This is a genomic window from Pseudoalteromonas byunsanensis (assembly GCF_001854475.1).
In the GTDB taxonomy this organism is placed as follows: Bacteria; Pseudomonadota; Gammaproteobacteria; order Enterobacterales; family Alteromonadaceae; genus Pseudoalteromonas; species Pseudoalteromonas byunsanensis.
Map to the genome: position 1 here is coordinate 58,652 of NZ_MNAN01000027.1, position 16,596 is coordinate 75,247.

Genomic DNA, 16,596 nt, shown 5'->3' on the forward strand with positions numbered 1-16,596 from the left:
ACTCCAACTATTACATCGAGCTGTATTTTTCACGTAACTGCTGACGAACAAATTCAGCAACCGTGTTAAATACAAAGGTGAAAATAAACAACACAAACGCTGCGAGGAAAAGAATACGATAGTGTGAACTACCTACCTCTGATTCGGGCATTTCTACCGCGATGTTTGCAGCCAACGTACGCATCCCTTGGAAGATACTCCAGTCCATAATTGGAGTGTTACCAGTGGCCATCAATACAATCATGGTTTCACCCACTGCACGTCCTAAACCCATCATAACCGCAGAGAAGATACCTGGACTTGCGGTTAGCAAAACGACTCGCACAAGCGTCTGCCATTGTGTAGCACCGAGCGCTAACGAGCCATTTGATAAGTGCTTAGGTACGCTGAAAACAGCATCTTCAGCGATAGAAAAGATTGTTGGTATGACAGCAAAACCCATAGCGATACCAACGACCAATGAATTTCGCTGGTCAAAGGTTAAACCCAACTCATTGGTCAAGTATTGACGCACGTTACCATCGAACATCCAATCTTCTACACTGCCGCTAATAGCGAATGATATCCAACCGATAAACAGTACCACTGGGATAAGTAATATCGAATGCCAACCATCAGGTAAAAGATGTTGAATCTTTTCAGGCAACTTAGTCCACATAAATGCCGTACCAATAATGGCTAAAGGCAACAGTAGTAGTAAAGCCACAATCGCAGGCAAATGGGTTTCAATTAATGGCGCTAACCAAAGCCCAGCGAGAAAACCCAAAATAACCGTTGGTAAAGCTTCCATTATTTCAACCGTAGGTTTTACTACGCGACGCAACTCACTAGACATAAAGTATGCTGTATAAACTGCTGCTGATAGCGCTATCGGTACGGCGAACAGCATGGCATACATAGCCGCTTTAATCGTACCGAACGAGATAGGGACTAATGAAAACTTTGATTCAAAGTCATCGGATGCGGAAGTCGACTGCCAAATGTAATCTGGCTCAGGGTAGCCTTCATACCAAACTTCCTGCCATAGCGCTGACCAAGTAACTTCAGGGTGTTCGTTATGCACATCAAACACTGACAATTTGCCATCCGCTACAATTAATACTGCATTGGCGCGCGGAGAAACTGCAAATGATTCAATTGCACCCTCACTGATTTTTCCCTGCCACAAATGCGCTTCACTGGTTGTATAATAAAGGCCTAAATCACCATTGTTGTTGGTAGTGAAGAATGTACGACGATAATACTCACTGTAGATATCAACGTCGCTGTTTTTGCTCGTTTCAAATGCTCTGATCTTTTGGAATTTGCGTCCTGTGTCTGAGTTTACTTCAAACCATTGTGACACCTCTCCATTATCATTCGCTAACATTAGTGAGTTAGCACCTGCTAACAGAGTTGCTCCTACCAGATTCGCGTTTTCTTCATTTGCTGCTAGAACTTGTATTTGTTTAACATCACTCGGGTAGCGGGTATCAAAGATATAAACTTGATTAGCCGAACGGACAAAGGTTCGAGTTGTGTCTGGGGTGATCAGTAATTCATCGATGCGGCCATCAATTTCTAATTCCGTACGCTCAACTACCCATTCTACTTCACCGCTAAACATATTTTCTTCTGCTACAAACGACGCAAAGACAAGACGTTTATCAGCAGTAAGAGCCACCACAGCCGTCTTATCTTCATAATGGCTAAAAGCAAAACGTTTTATTGCCTTTTCCTGATCATCGACCATCAGTTGTTTACCATCAAGAGGGTAACTTAAACGAGGTGAAATCACGCGTTCATTACCTGGGAAAGTAACTAAAAACGAAGGTTTGACCAACTTAACTTGACCATTATCCAGTCCATAAGCATATTGACCTAAGAAAGGCGCACTTTTTGCTGCACTGGTTACCTGACCATCTAAGTTAACAGATAAACGCTCAATCAACCCGCCTGCTTGCTGTCCCTTTACCTGATAAAAATTGACATGTCCGGTACGGCTAAGCAAGTATGCTATCTCTGTTTGCTCCTCAATACCAATGCCCACATATTGTTGTGTGCTATTCAACGTCACATCAACTCGTTTCTCTACTTTTGCGGACTCAAATATAGGCTGAACAACATAGAGTAAATAGAAAAAGATCAGCAACAATGCGATCAGTACCATCACTCCACCAGCTGATATACCAAACTGTGCAAACCGGTCTTTTAATAGACGGCTTCTATCCGTTCTAAAAGACGGTTGCTGCGGATTTGAAGACATCAAAACACCCTTTCATTTTAAAGTTGGCGGGCATTATATTTCATCAAGATGACAGTTATGTTACACCAGGCTCGGGAGAATATTATAATATCGGGTACGATTTGTGACTGAATTATTGCTGACTTAACACAAAACAGATTGTTTTCATTTCTTTACAAACCAACATGTAATTGGGTTGGACATCATAAATTGGTGAACTAATCTTAGAACGCGGAATCTACCATTGAGGCTATGCATAAGGATCGTCCCCTCAATTATCGAAGCCGTTTTTTTTCCACCGCTATGTATTTATTCATGGCAAAAATAATAAGAGACACGCATTATGAAGCAGTTAGTTTTAACAATAATAGGAAAAGACCGTACAGGTCTAGTTGAAGAAATCTCTTCGGCCGTGCTTGCACATCACGGCAATTGGCTCACCAGTAACCTTAGCCACTTGGCGGGACAATTCGCAGGGATAGTTCAAGTTGAGGTTGCCGAAGAACACTTACAAGAACTTCGTGATGGTTTAGCTGCCTTACCTGGATTAGATGTCAGAATGGAAAGCGGTGACATATTACGCGAGCAAGAGACACCAGAGACTATTAATTTGGTGATCACTGGCAATGACCGCCCTGGCATTGTTCAAGAGCTCGCATCAGTTATCCGTCATAAAGGTGCTAATATTACGCACTTAAACTCAAGACAACAGAGTGCTCCTAACTGGGGAGTCCCAATATTCAGTGCCTTTGCCACCGTCACCTTACCTATTGGCATGAATAAAGACAATGTTATTGATGCGTTAGAGTCGATAACTAGCGACCTCATCGTCGATATAGAAACAGAGTAATGCCTCTTACATACTAACAAGCGTTTTGATTTTATTGCCACGAACAAATCGTATGACAAGTCGTCGTTTTCGAAGACACTTGTCATACCGTCGTCACATTATGGACCTATATTTGACGCAGCTTATTTGTCGAGGGTATCAAAATGCAAGCATTCCCTTCCCAACCGAAAACGGTTAGTTATTTTGCAAAAGAACTAAGCTGGCTGTCATTTAACGAACGTGTATTACAAGAAGCTAAAGATAGCAGCAATCCTATAATTGAACGAATACGCTTTCTTGGGATCTTTTCAAGCAATCTTGATGAGTTTTTTCAGGTGCGTGTTGCCGATGTAAAGCGTCGCGTTCTACTCAATAACTTGCCCAATACTAACTTTGATGAAGATGAATCTCTGCTAAGTCAAATAAATCAAAAAGTTCTGCAACTGGGTAAAAAGTTTACATACATTCACAAGCAAATCTTGAGTGATCTCGAGAAATATCATATTCACTTAAGTCAACCTCAAGAGTTATCCGAATTCCACCAAAATTGGCTGAAAAGCTATTTTGAAGATCAGGTCCTACCCAATATGTCGCCAATGTTGCTTAGCGAAAGCAAAGACTATTCGGACAATATGAATGACAATATGACCTATCTATTTGTGCACATGAATGGTGAAAAACAACACTATGCTTTATTAGAAGTGCCCACAGATAGACTTGCTCGATTTGTACAACTACCACCAGAGCGCTCACGTCGACAAAAACACATAGTGATGTTAGATGACATCGTGCAATTCTTTCTTCGTGAAGTGTTTAATAGCTTCTTCCATTTCGATAGCATCGAAGGCTATGCAATAAAATTGACTCGAGATGCTGAATACAATCTTGATGATGAGATAGAAGAAGGGCTGCTCGACAAAATGTCAAAAGGCCTAAAACAAAGGCTGTATGCGGAGCCTGTCAGACTGGTATACGATGAGTTGATGCCAGAAGAAATGTTAAAGGTGATGAAAAAGCGCCTTGGGGTTACCCATCAGGATGCACTGATCCCTGGAGGTCGTTATCGTAATTTTAGGGATTTTATTGCCTTTCCTAACATTGGCCGCCGTCATTTAGAAAACAAACCCCTGCCACCACTACAGAGTCAAGCATTTAAGCAACATACAAGTGTGTTTTCAGCAATCGCTGAGCAAGATATTTTACTCTATTACCCCTATCACACCTTTAACCATTTACTGGAATATGTGCGCCAAGCAGCCTTTGACCCCTACGTTACACAAATCAAGGTAAACATTTACCGCGTTGCCAGCAATTCCAGAATGGTTGCTTCACTCATCAATGCAGCAAAAAATGGCAAACACATCACGGTAATGGTCGAATTAAAAGCTCGTTTCGATGAGAAAAATAATATTGAGTGGGCCAAACGTCTAAGTGAAGCTGGGATCAAGGTTATGGTGGGGATCCCCGCGCTCAAAGTACATAGTAAACTTTGTGTGATCCATCGTCGTGAGAAAGGGAAAATAGTCAAATATGCACATATTGGGACAGGTAATTTCCACGAGAAAACCGCTAAGGTATACACTGACTTCAGCCTATTCACTCAACACCAGGATATTTGTGAAGAATGCGACAGTGTTTTTCGCTTTATTGAAAGCAGCTACCGTTCATTCCATTTTGAGCATTTAATGATATCCCCATTAAATGCCAGAGATCGTATTCTTGATTTAATCGATCAAGAAATGAAGCATGCCGAACAGGGGAAAATTGCCAAAATAACCATTAAAATAAATAATTTAGTCGACAAACAGCTTGTTGATAAGTTGTACTCTGCAGCACGACTTGGCGTTAAAATCAGGGTTATTGTTCGAGGTATGTGCGCTCTGGTTCCGGGGTTACCACGCTTTAGTGAAAACATTAAAGTGATCAGCATCGTTGACCGGTTTTTAGAGCACCCTCGTGTTATGGTATTTGAAAACTTAGGACACCCTTTAGTTTTCATTTCATCCGCAGACTGGATGACACGTAACCTTGATCATCGTGTTGAGGTTGGTGTACCTATTTACAACGAAACACTTAAACAACTCATTATTGATATCCTAGAGCTACAATTCCGCGACCGTACCAAAGCCCGTATCATAGACCCTGAGCAAAAGAATCAATACGTGAGACGCGGAAATCGTAAAAAAATCCGTTCACAAATTGCCATATATGATCACCTTAAAAAGTGGGAAAGTAATAAGAGTTCGCTATGACAGAATACTCCCCTATTGCGGCCGTAGACTTAGGTTCAAACAGCTTTCACTTGCTGGTTGCCAGAGAAGTTGATGGCAGCTTTCAAGTGCTTCATAAAGAAAAACAACGCGTTAACCTAGCGGCCGGGCTCAATGCTGATATGACGCTCAGCCTACCCGCTATGGAAAGAGCACTGACGGTACTGAAACAATTTGCAGCAACTTTGAATAATTTCCCACATAGCCATGTACAAGTTGTGGCGACTTATACACTGAGAAACTGCAAGAATATTCAACAGTTTTTAGTCAAAGCGAAACAATGTTTCCCTTTCAAAATCAATGTTATTTCAGGTCAAGAAGAGGCTAGGCTCATTTATCAAGGAGTCGCCAACTATGAACACAGCGAAGGTAATCGTCTAGTCATTGACATCGGTGGAGGGAGCACTGAGCTGATCATTGGTGAGCATTTTACCCATAAGCTACTTACCAGTAGAAATATGGGCTGTGTAAATATCAGTAAACAGTTTTTTAATCAGGGACGTCTGTCTGAAAAACGCTTTAATAAAGCACAAATTCGTGCCGAGCAATTATTAGAACCCATCACCGCTAGTTACAAAAGAATGGGCTGGCAACGCTGCTATGGCACCTCAGGAACCATCAAAGCATTGCATGCTATCGCGGTACAATTCGGCCACAATACACTGACAACTGAGATACTACTAAAAATAAAAGCGCTTATTTTACGGTCTCATAATTGTGATTCTTTGCTCATTGAGGGTTTATCAGAAGAGCGTAAAGCCACAATAGCTGGAGGACTTACGGTACTGCTTGCGGTATTCGCACAACTAGACATACATGAACTTCGCTACTGTGATCATGCACTGCGCGATGGCCTATTACATGAAATATCACAAAATGACGAATTTGATATACGCACTCGTACCATTCAAACACTCAGCGAACATTACAATGTAGACACTCAGCATAGTGCGAACATATGCCATACTCTAAAACAGTTTTACCAACAGATCTCTGTAAACTGGTCATTGCAAAAGCTAGACCTACAATTGCTGTGCTGGGCTGCCCAACTCCATGAAGTAGGTCTAGTTATCAACTCCTCAGGGCTACATCGTCACAGTGCTTATATTGTGAGTCATAGTCAACTGCCTGGCTTTACACAAGAACAGCAGCAAGTATTGAGCTATCTCATCCGCTTTTATCGGAAAAAAATCAAAATGCGTGAACTGAAATTGTGTAGTGCAATAGAAATGGTCAAGTTTTCACGCCTGTTAAGCCTGTTTAGACTAGCGATATTGCTCAATGCCAAGCGTCAGGACACACTCTCTCCTGAGGTCAAGCTGAGCAGTTATGCAGACACCTTACTTGTTGAGTTTACCAATGGCTGGTTGAAAGAGCATACTTTGATGGCGGCGGATCTAGCTCAGGAGCAGCATCATTTGAAAAAGTTAAATCTGACCCTGAATTATATTTAACTTTTGACGACTGAAAATACATCATCAGCGTAGTCACGGCTACCTAGAGCCAAGTCATACAGGTACTTAGTTTTGGTTGCAGGGCGAATAGCCTTGAGGATCATTTCTGCATCTTGCCAATCATTTTTTTCAATAGCTAAGGTCAGTTTCAACGCGCCGCCTAATAGACCTTGATAGTTTAACAACGCACTACTGAGCGAGCTATCTAATGAAAATTCAGCAACTATGATAGATAATTCAACTTCCAAAACAGCATCCAATACTGACATTAAGCCAATTAAATAGCCCTGCTCTGCCATTTCTTCACCACCAGGATGCAAAAATAGCTGCATAAATTTCGCTCTCATTAAACCCATTTTGGTCAGTTCGGCTGGTTTATCAACACCTAACTCACTTAACGCAAGCACCCTGACAAATTGACGAATAGCATCTTCTCCCAAATAAATAACCGCTTGAGAAATAGATTTCATTTCTATCTTCTGACCACCCGCTTTAGAATTCGCCAACTTAAGTACTCGTGCAGTTAAACTTAAATCTTTCGCGACGCGCTCTTGTATCTCTCTAAAACACAAGTCCGGTTTAGCAGTACAGCGCAGCAGGTCAAATACAATAAATTTAGAAGGCTCAATATTACCGTGATTGAGCATTTCTGGGCGAGCAAAATAAAAGCCTTGAAAATAATCAGCGCCTGCATTTTTAACAAATGCGTAGTGCTCTTGTGTCTCAATTCGCTCGACGATGATCTTGATGTCGGGATAGCTACGTTTGAGTTTTTTAATCATCATCGTAGTTTTAATGATAGGTGCTTCAATTTCGAGCTTGATATAAGACATGAGCTCGATAAGAGGCTGCCATTTAGGATCACCATCATAATCATCCAATGCGAAACGGTAGCCACGCTTTTTCAACGCAGCCACAATTTTTACCAGCTCAGGAATATTCTTAGAGCGCTCAACTATTTCTACCACCAAATTATCAGGTTTTAGGAGGTTGGGTAATTCTTGTAATAAGGATTCATCAGATAAATTAATAAAAGCGCGTTGACCGGCAGCTAATCGCTCTACACCAACAAACATCAGTGAATTAAAGAACATTCTCCCTGTTGCTTGAGCATCAGATACCCCCATTGGAAAGGCATTGTTGTTAGAATCCCGATACAGCAACTCATAAGCGTATATCTTGCGATCTACATCAAGGATAGCCTGACGCGCTATATATTGTACGGCTGTATTTTTTACTTTCGTAACGGTGCCACTCATTAACATCTACATCCTTCTCTAGCACATCAATAGCCGTATTCTGTGATTGAGAATACGTGATGCTCTGGTGTCGGGCAAATAAAAGTTTAACTTCAACATCTAACCTTACAAACAACTTGGTCTTTTTGATAATTGCTCATAGTCAGATTGTTGGGCTAGTATAAGCATATGAGAACTTTAATAATGATAGCTGCTTTTTGTTTTTTAAGCTCGCTGAATGCCAACACCAATACACAGCTCACTTACAGTGTAAGTGGCTCAGGCAACTATTACCCTTATTATACACATGATCCACAGCACCCGGGCATTTTACCTGAAGTTGTAACAGCTATTTTGAACACCGCCAATATTGAAGGTACCAATTTACTTTTGCCCGCCAAAAGAACAGTTTTATATCTTGAGACAGGCAAGATAGACTTTGATCTTATTAGCCCCAGCTGGCTTAACAAACAACAACGAGATGATCCCAGATTTATATTTTCTGATGCAATTTTATCGGTGGATGAATACATAGTTTCAACTAAAAAACTGGCATCTGTTCCACAACTAAAAGGAGCCGAAATTGGCACTGTTCGAGGTTATTACTATCACGATGATGATCACTATGAGCGCGTTGACTTTAATTCTGAAAAGGAGTTGTTACAAGCGCTGGCCAGAGGTCGTGTTGAGCTTGCCATCATCGGTGATCTCCCCGCTATTTATTGGGCTAAAGAATTAGATATACCAATTTATTTAAATTCTCTGCACTCTCAAGGTGAGATGCATATGCGCTTACAAGCCAAGCACGAAAAATTGCTACCGATTATCAATCAGGCGATTGAAACTTTACATCAACAAGCCTTTTTTAAAAATATAACCCAACGATACGTTCAATCGATCCCCACCGCTGGCGTGCTGAAGCATTGAACAGTATAATGCGGCTTTTGCCTACGGGAATAAGTTATGAGTATCGAGGCCACCCTCCAAACACGCAGCAACCATCAATGTGAACTTTGCACTAGCACGAATGAACTATCCGTTTATGAAGTTCCACCCGTTGCGGAAGCCCATTCAGACAAATGTGTGTATCTTTGTGAAACTTGTAAGGCACAAGTTGAAGGCAAAACTGATTTGCTTGCAAATCATTGGCATTGTTTGAATGACAGTATGTGGAGTCAAGTACCCGCGGTACAAGTCGTGGCTTATAGAATGTTAAAGCGCCTGGCCAGTGACAACGGTTGGGCTCAAGATGCCCTTGATATGCTTTACCTAGAAGATGATACTCGCAGCTGGGCAGAGCAAGCACTGGCTGTGGAAGAAGATATTGTACATCTTGATAGTAATGGCGTGCGTTTAAACGCAGGTGATACTGTTGTGTTAATTAAAGACTTAGATGTGAAAGGTAGTTCTTTGGTCGCTAAGCGTGGCACAGCTGTACGCAACATAGGCTTAACCTCCAATCCTGAGCATATCGAAGGGCGAGTTGAAGGTCAACGCATTGTTATCCTTACAAAATATGTTAAAAAGTAGCAAGTTTTAAGCCCCTCTTAGGGGCTTAACTGTGACTTTCGCATCTACTATTATACTGTTTTACTACTCGTCTACTAGCTGTTCACTACGATAGAACCCACCCGCTCTGCTCAAATATTTAACCAATTCAGGAAGCACCTCATCTAGAGATTTTTTTAAAGTCCATGGTGGGTTGATAACTATCATGCCTGAGGCAGTCATGCCATGTTGCTCAGTATCCTGCTCCGTTGCCAGCTCAAATAACTGAATATTTCGTATCCCAGAATCAATCAGTGTCTGTTCAAGCAAGTCGATACGACTGCGTGAAACCACGGGATACCAGATCATGTATGTACCAGAAGAGAAACGCTTATGTGCTTTGGCTATCATAGTCACCGCTTGTTGATAGTCCGTTTTTATTTCATAGGGTGGGTCCATAAGCACCACTGCGCGTTTAGAAGCCGGTGGAACAAGCGCTTGTAATCCCTTGAAGCCATCTTCACCACGCACCCGTAAGGATTTTTTACCTTTCATATTTTGCTCAAGCAAAGCTAAATCTTTGGGATGCAGCTCAAAGAACCACCCTTTATCCTGACGTCGTAGATAGTGCTCCGCTATCTTTGGAGAGCCCGGATAGAATGACAAGGTGTTGTCGTTAAATGATTTAATTAACTCGACATAATCTCGTAACGCGACATTATCGCCCTGATAATCCCATAGCTTTGCAATACCATCCAAGTATTCTTGAGTTTTTTGAGCATCTGCACTGTTAAGCTCGAATAAGCCAGCACCAGAGTGAGTATCGATATAGTCAAAACCCGACTCTTTACGTGTCATGTATTCAAGTACCTGAGAAAGTACAAGGTGTTTAAGAATATCCGCCGGGTTTCCCGCATGAAAGGAGTGTCGATAGCTAAGCATATAGTCGCCTGTTACTAAAACGGTACATTTCGCTGAACCGCTTCTGAATAAAATAGGGTGTTAAGGCCATTATCGCTTAAAGTTACACAAAAATCAGTATAAAGCCGCGTATTCGCTAGCATCCGAAGCCACTTTGTTTTACATTTGCATGACAAAACACTGTGATAAGAGCGCATTTATGAATAACGAAACACTTCCCCAACTCGAACAGCTAATTGATCAACTAATTGCTCGAAACGAGCGGTTAAATAATGAACTTTCTCAGCTTAAAGAGCAAAACTCTAAGCTAATAGACGAAAATGAAACACTTCAACTGGAAGTGCTGGAAAGTGAAGAGAAGCAAAAAGACACCAGCACCACTTTGTCTAACCTTCTTGAAAAGCTACAAAGTGCTACTCAGGCTAGCTAATGACTGAAAAAAGCAATCAAGTTGAAGTCACCTTACTAGGTAAGACACATCAATTTGCCTGTACTGAGGGGCAGGAACAACTGCTCCTCGATGCTGTTGCGTTGTTAAATCAAAGGGTTGATGAAATGAAGCAAAAATCTTCAGTAAGAAATGAGCAAAATGCATTATTACTGGCAGCACTGCACTTGTGTCACGACTTACAAGACCTGCAACGCATAAAAAATTCTCAGCAAACTCAACAACAAACCCTCATTGATAAGCTACAAATGCATTTGGATGGTAATTAGTTGCTTCCCAAAAAACGCATTATCGGTTAAATTATCACCTCTTTTGTTGTAATACTTGGGCGATTATGCGTTTTATTTTTGCTGTCGTTGTCAGCCTGCTCACTAACCAGTCCTATGCTAATCAATGGCATAAAGTTGATGCAGCCACTTGGCTTATATCTCCTTCGGAGCAAGCCCGTTATATACAAGTCAACCAAGCAGTTATTCAAGGTCAGCGATGTGCAGTGGTCATTAATGCACATGGTGATTTTGTGAAACTAGAACAAATGATCCACACCCTAAAAAACAAACTCTCTGTGCCGGTATGTTACTTGCTGAGTACTTCAGCGGAGCAAGACCAAGTGCAAGGCATGGCTTTGTTACAGCGCGCGTTTCCAAGCGCTAAGTGGTATGCAAACGAAGCCATCACAAAAAAAATTTCCCAATATCAGCAGGGGCTGTTAGAAAAGCTGTTGATGCTCCAGCAAAGCTTGACTATCAGTAAAGAACGGGTAAATAAACTCACTGATACACAGCTAAATCAATGGCAAGCTCATCTAGAGATAGCACAACAAAGAATAAACGACTGGCGTACTTTACGGCTGACACCGCCTATTGGCATAAAACAACCTTTCTCCTTAGAACTTGGTAACTATCCGATCACGTTACATGCCAACAGCGCATATAGTGCTGGAGATATGTATATTTTTAGTCATCGCAATGGCGCTTTATTTGCTGGAAATACAGTCGATGAATTACCATACGTAAAGCATGATCAGCTGACACCTTGGCTGATAAACCTGCAAACTTTCAATCAAGATAGCGCCATAAAATGGCTACTACCCGCACATGGTAAACCATATAAAAGAGCCGCAATTGAGCGCCCAATAGCATTTATTCAAGCATTATTGAAAAACGAACCGCATAGTGAATTCGTGAAAAAAATGGTGTCACTATATAGCACCGACAAAACAACGCAGGCTCGCTTAGTACATTACTATAAACTAGCGCAGCGACGTTTGGCAGCTGTAAAAGAGTCTGAATCCAATGCTGCCCTTTAATCAATCTTTGTGTGTAAACATACTACGCAGTGCACTCATCGCGGGATTTGGCGTATTAATAAGTGCTTGCCAAACTACTCAAACCGAGCTGCATAGCGGTACAATAGTCAGCAATGATGTCGCGGCTATCAGCTCATCTTTGCTCAACGAAGACCCAATTAAGCTGCCCGATACAAAAAAAATACCGCAAAAGCTATCAAAGCCAAGCAAAACTAAAGAAGTATCAGAAAAAGAACCCTTGAAGGCCGTGAAACCTGTAACGGATCTATGGCAGCGGATCAGCGAACAGTTAAGTTTTGACATTGAATTAAATGACAGGTTAGAGAATAGAGTCAATTGGTACCTATCTCAGCCGCATTATCTATCAAGTGTATCCAAACGTGCTGCCCCATACTTGTATCATATCGTTCAAGAAGTCGAGCGCCGTCGCTTACCTATGGAGTTAGCACTTCTACCTTTTGTTGAAAGTGACTTTAGACCTAAGGCCATTTCCTCCCAGCAAGCAGTTGGTGCTTGGCAGCTTGTTAATGCAACCGCCTATCACTTTGGTATAAAGACAGATCAGTGGTATGACGGTCGCCAGGATGTACTCGCCTCTACAAATGCGGCTTTAGACTATTTGAGTTATTTGTATAAACGCTTTCATGGTAATTGGCTGCATGCTCTAGCGGCTTATAATAGCGGTGAGGGCCGAGTAAAAAATGCCATTGCACACAATCGACGTAAAGGAAAAAGCCGACATTTTTGGAGTCTATCTCTTCCTAAAGAAACTGAAGATTATGTACCAAAGCTGATTGCGCTAAGCTATTTATTGCAAACTGAGCACCCTAAATTTAAACGTCCACACTTACCCAATTACGCACTTACCAGCCCGCTTGATATAGGCCAGCAGTTTGACTTTTCAGTGTTAGCGTCATTAACTGGGATTGAAAAAGCAGCCCTTCACCGATTGAATCCTGGGTACTTAAGACACAAAAGCTCTCCAGATGGACCGCACAAAGTGCTACTTCCATTAACAGAAGAGCAACTGCTTAAAAGCCATTTTTTCAAACGATACTTTAGCCAAACTTATGTTGTGCAACCTAACGATACGCTTTACAGGCTTGCTCGACGTTTTGATACCAGCGTAGCAACTATAAAGTTACTCAATAACAAAAAGGGTAATATGATACGTATAGGTGAAAAGTTAAAAGTGAAACAGGCACAAAAATTCGATAGCTTATTAGAGGATTATCAAATAAGTCCTTATGTTGCACAGGCTCAAAAACCTAAGCAACGCACCATGGAACTTCACCATACCATCGCAGAAGGCGAGTCATTATGGAAAATCAGCAAACAGTACAAAGTTTCTGTGCGCGATATCGTCGTATGGAACAAGCTAAAAGAAAATAAGGTGCTAAAGCCTGGCAAGGTACTTGTGTTACACCTACCCAAAGGCAACGAAACGCTGCAAAAGCCAGCCAGCGATGTGTTGTTGTCTGATTTAGAGAGGCTTGTTAAACCAGAAACTCGCTCTAATCGCTAGCCCTCATGGCCTTGCTCACGTAAAATGGTGTCACACATTTGAAAAAACGAGATAGTCATGCAGATTGCAAAAGATACCGCTGTTGAATTTCACTACACTCTAAGCGAGGCTGGTGAACAAATTGAAACCAGCACCACTGGTGAACCACTAACTTACTTACATGGCAATGACAGCATGTTACCTGGCCTTGAAAATGCTCTTGAGGGTAAGAACTCAGGTGATAAGTTCAGTGTTACACTCACACCAGATGAAGCCTATGGTGAATACCAAGAAGGCTTAATTCAACGTATTCCAATCAAGCACCTGCAAGGCCTTGGAAACAACAAAGCTTGGCAAGCTGGCATGTCTGCTATTGTGGAGTCAAACCAAGGACGTCATCAGGTTACCGTTGTAAAAGTTGGCCGTTTCAATGCAGATTGCGATCTTAATCACCCATTTGCAGGTAAAACTCTAACATTTGATGTAGAAGTCATTTCTGTGCGTGAAGCTACTGCTGAAGAGTTGGCACATGGGCATGTGCACGGTGCAGGCGGGTGTGGACATTAAGGAGCACAAAGTGAGCAAAGTTGCCATAGTTACAGGTGGCAGCTTTGGCATTGGTTTAGCCATTGTCGAAAAGCTGCTTAGTCAAGATTATCAAGTATTTAACTTAGACATTCACCCTTCCCAGAGTGGTGAATTTGTCCACTGTGATGTGAGTAAGGTTGCGGATGTAGAAAAACATATTACAGAGATTGTTCGCCAAACAGGTCGTATTGATGCACTGGTCTCTAACGCAGGAAAACACCTAAGCGCCAACATTGAAGATACAGACGAAGCAACTTTAGATAGCTTATTTGCTCTGAATGTTAAAGGAGCCTACGCTGCTACTAAAGCTGTACTGCCAACCATGAAGCAACAAAATCATGGTGCGATTGTCTATATTTCTTCAGACCAAGCGCTAATTGGTAAAACGAACTCATTTGCCTACAATCTTACTAAATCGGCACTAGCTTCAATGGCGCGTACCACGGCTTTAGATTACGCATCTTTCAACATTCGCGCTAACGCAGTGTGTCCAGGTACCATTGAAACCCCCTTGTTTCATAAAGCCATTGATAGCTATTGTCAGAAAAGTGGTGCCATCAAAGATGAAGTGGTCGCCGATGAAGCGAAAATGCAACCTCTAGGGCGGCTGGGCCAAGCTCATGAAGTAGCTGCATTAGTTGCATTTGTGCTCAGTGATGAGGCAGCATTTATCACAGGAAGCTTGCAGAGCATTGATGGAGGCTATACCGCCCAATGACTCCGATTATTGACCCTCATCTACATTTTTTTGATCTGCAGGCGGGTCAATATCAGTGGCTGCTTGGCCCCAACCCTCCGCCATGGCCAAACCTTGATAAAATTAAACAAAATCATGGTTTAGCACAGCTCACTTTAAGAGATGGCCTTTATCTAACTGCTCTGGTGCACATCGAAGCTGGGTTTGACAACCAAGACCCTGTAGCCGAATTGCAATGGTTAGCGACTCAAGTTTCCACACTGCCATACAAAGCAATTGCCTATATTGATGTCACTCTAGCGACTAAGGACTTTTGCGCGCAACTACAGCCTTTATTAGACTGCGAGCACTTTATTGGAATTCGAGATATCAGCGAAGGGCAAGACGCAGATAAGCTTCTACACCCCAATGTTAAACACAACCTTGCTGTTTTGGCGAACCATAACCTGATATTTGAAGCGCAGTTTGAATTGCATCACAACACCGTAACCAAGCACTTTTCAGCAACATGCCAGCAATTACCTGCCTTGCAAATAGTCCTCAATCATAGCGGCTTTTTAGAGCAACATACAGATTGGCAAATCGGCCTTCAACAAATGGCCGAATGTAGTAATGTAGCGATTAAATTTTCTGGGCAAGAACATGTCAACGCCCCTTTAGACAGTCACACGCTGTTGGATGTTTTAATTGCAGCCTTTGGTGATAGACGTGTGATGTTTGCGTCAAATTACCCTGTGAGCTTAATGAGGGGTGATTATTCAGAGATATGGCATCATTACCGCCAACTGGTGAATGACGACAGACTGTGGGAAAAGCTTAGCTACAGTAACGCTAAGCGGATATATCGACTTTAAGAGCGGATCTGTACGAGATCGTAGGCAGCTAAGCTAGGCACAATAGTTTGTAAGCGCGTTTCTGTATTTTCCAGCGTATTGAGGCATTCACAGTACTCTTCTGCTTTTTCTTCCAGTTGCTGTGCTTTCTTTTGTAACGACTTGTCTATTTCTTTGGAGATGATTTCCATACGCTGCCCCATGTCGGTGATCCTATCTTCAATATTTCCCTCACGAGATTTAAACGCATCTCCCAACGACATTAAGATAGCACCCAACGAACCATGTACCGCTGAATGAATTTTTTTGCTGATCTCTTTTGTGAAAAAATCATCAATTTTCGACAGTGACTGAGGCGCAATAAAGAAAAAGTCATCGCCCCGTTTAAACTTGTCCATTAACGCGCGCTCTACATATTGCAGTTGCGTTTTAAGTACTTCTGGTTCTTTATCAGACATACCTTCAACCACTTGCTCTATCGCACTTAATCCCAAATTTACACCATCCGTTGCAAGGCTCACCAATTCAGGTACTGTGTCTCTAATTCCTTTTGAGTATTCATACAATACTTGGGTTTCTTGTTCAGATAACTCAACCCAATAGCCACGGATCAATAGCTGATTATCGTTGTTGATTTGAACGCGTGTTTGACCATTATCAACAATACGGATTTCACTGTCAGTGATAATAAGGCCATGACTTAACTCAACATCGCATTTATTTTTTGCCGATGTTGGCAAAGCACTTAGTAACAGTAATGTTGCGAAACTCAATGAACGAAACAAAGCTTTAT

At 41.9% G+C, this 16,596-nt stretch carries 16 protein-coding genes; 12 read left to right on the top strand and 4 right to left on the bottom strand.

Going from position 1 to position 16,596, the window contains the following annotated elements; genetic code table 11:
- Positions 1-10 precede the first annotated feature (10 nt).
- Positions 11-2,245, bottom strand: coding sequence for an ABC transporter permease subunit (locus BIW53_RS06230; RefSeq protein ID WP_070991014.1), 2,235 nt, complete (start codon positions 2,243-2,245; stop codon positions 11-13).
- A gap of 322 nt (positions 2,246-2,567) precedes the next feature.
- Here BIW53_RS06230 and BIW53_RS06235 point away from each other — a divergent pair, with 322 nt between their 5' ends.
- From BIW53_RS06235 to BIW53_RS06245, 3 genes are all read left to right on the top strand, one after another.
- Positions 2,568-3,074 carry a glycine cleavage system transcriptional repressor gene (locus BIW53_RS06235; RefSeq protein WP_070991015.1) on the top strand — a complete coding sequence of 169 codons (507 nt, stop codon included), beginning with the start codon at positions 2,568-2,570 and terminating at the stop codon, positions 3,072-3,074.
- Between the two features lie 143 nt (positions 3,075-3,217).
- Positions 3,218-5,305, top strand: a complete 2,088-nt coding sequence (gene ppk1 / locus BIW53_RS06240; RefSeq protein WP_070991016.1) for a polyphosphate kinase 1 — start codon at positions 3,218-3,220, stop codon at positions 5,303-5,305.
- Positions 5,302-6,777, top strand: a complete 1,476-nt coding sequence (locus BIW53_RS06245; RefSeq protein ID WP_070991017.1) for a Ppx/GppA phosphatase family protein — start codon at positions 5,302-5,304, stop codon at positions 6,775-6,777. Before ppk1 ends, BIW53_RS06245 begins: the two co-directional genes overlap by 4 nt.
- On the opposite strand, the gene BIW53_RS06250 is transcribed toward BIW53_RS06245, so the two are convergent.
- Positions 6,774-8,042 (bottom strand): EAL and HDOD domain-containing protein, encoded by a 1,269-nt coding sequence (locus BIW53_RS06250; RefSeq protein ID WP_070991018.1) that lies wholly within the window; start codon positions 8,040-8,042, stop codon positions 6,774-6,776. The two genes, BIW53_RS06245 and BIW53_RS06250, sit on opposite strands and share 4 nt — an antisense overlap.
- Before the next feature lie 162 nt (positions 8,043-8,204).
- Between BIW53_RS06250 and BIW53_RS06255 the strand changes: the two genes are divergently transcribed.
- Positions 8,205-8,942 (top strand): substrate-binding periplasmic protein, encoded by a 738-nt coding sequence (locus tag BIW53_RS06255; RefSeq protein ID WP_070991019.1) that lies wholly within the window; start codon positions 8,205-8,207, stop codon positions 8,940-8,942.
- A 36-nt stretch (positions 8,943-8,978) separates the two neighbouring features.
- Entirely contained in the window at positions 8,979-9,545 is a 567-nt protein-coding gene (locus BIW53_RS06260) for a PhnA domain-containing protein (RefSeq protein WP_070991020.1), read from the top strand.
- A gap of 63 nt (positions 9,546-9,608) precedes the next feature.
- Here the strand turns inward: BIW53_RS06260 and BIW53_RS06265 are convergent, their stop codons facing one another.
- Positions 9,609-10,445, bottom strand: coding sequence for a 23S rRNA (adenine(2030)-N(6))-methyltransferase RlmJ (locus BIW53_RS06265; protein WP_070991021.1), 837 nt, complete (start codon positions 10,443-10,445; stop codon positions 9,609-9,611).
- 178 nt (positions 10,446-10,623) lie between these two features.
- On the opposite strand from BIW53_RS06265, the gene BIW53_RS06270 reads away from it, so the two are divergent.
- From BIW53_RS06270 to BIW53_RS06300, 7 genes are all read left to right on the top strand, one after another.
- Positions 10,624-10,854 (top strand): cell division protein ZapB, encoded by a 231-nt coding sequence (locus BIW53_RS06270; RefSeq protein WP_070991022.1) that lies wholly within the window; start codon positions 10,624-10,626, stop codon positions 10,852-10,854.
- Positions 10,854-11,141 carry a cell division protein ZapA gene (locus BIW53_RS06275; RefSeq protein WP_070991023.1) on the top strand — a complete coding sequence of 96 codons (288 nt, stop codon included), beginning with the start codon at positions 10,854-10,856 and terminating at the stop codon, positions 11,139-11,141. Before BIW53_RS06270 ends, BIW53_RS06275 begins: the two co-directional genes overlap by 1 nt.
- A 65-nt stretch (positions 11,142-11,206) precedes the next feature.
- Positions 11,207-12,181 (top strand): MBL fold metallo-hydrolase, encoded by a 975-nt coding sequence (locus BIW53_RS06280; RefSeq protein ID WP_070991024.1) that lies wholly within the window; start codon positions 11,207-11,209, stop codon positions 12,179-12,181.
- The gene (locus tag BIW53_RS06285; RefSeq protein WP_070991025.1) at positions 12,168-13,706 is read left to right on the top strand and encodes a LysM peptidoglycan-binding domain-containing protein; all 1,539 of its coding nucleotides are present in this window, start codon (positions 12,168-12,170) and stop codon (positions 13,704-13,706) included. Before BIW53_RS06280 ends, BIW53_RS06285 begins: the two co-directional genes overlap by 14 nt.
- Before the next feature lie 57 nt (positions 13,707-13,763).
- Positions 13,764-14,252, top strand: coding sequence for an FKBP-type peptidyl-prolyl cis-trans isomerase (locus BIW53_RS06290; protein WP_070991026.1), 489 nt, complete (start codon positions 13,764-13,766; stop codon positions 14,250-14,252).
- 10 nt (positions 14,253-14,262) lie between these two features.
- Positions 14,263-14,991, top strand: coding sequence for an SDR family NAD(P)-dependent oxidoreductase (locus BIW53_RS06295; protein WP_070991027.1), 729 nt, complete (start codon positions 14,263-14,265; stop codon positions 14,989-14,991).
- A complete protein-coding gene (locus BIW53_RS06300; RefSeq protein ID WP_070991028.1) occupies positions 14,988-15,824 on the top strand; it encodes an amidohydrolase family protein in 837 nt (278 codons plus the stop codon). The genes BIW53_RS06295 and BIW53_RS06300 overlap by 4 nt, the downstream gene beginning before the upstream one ends.
- Here BIW53_RS06300 and BIW53_RS06305 read toward each other — a convergent pair.
- Positions 15,821-16,588: a YggN family protein gene (locus BIW53_RS06305; protein WP_070991254.1), complete on the bottom strand. Its 768-nt coding sequence runs from the start codon at positions 16,586-16,588 to the stop codon at positions 15,821-15,823. The genes BIW53_RS06300 and BIW53_RS06305 overlap by 4 nt on opposite strands.
- Between the last annotated feature and the right edge of the window lie 8 nt (positions 16,589-16,596).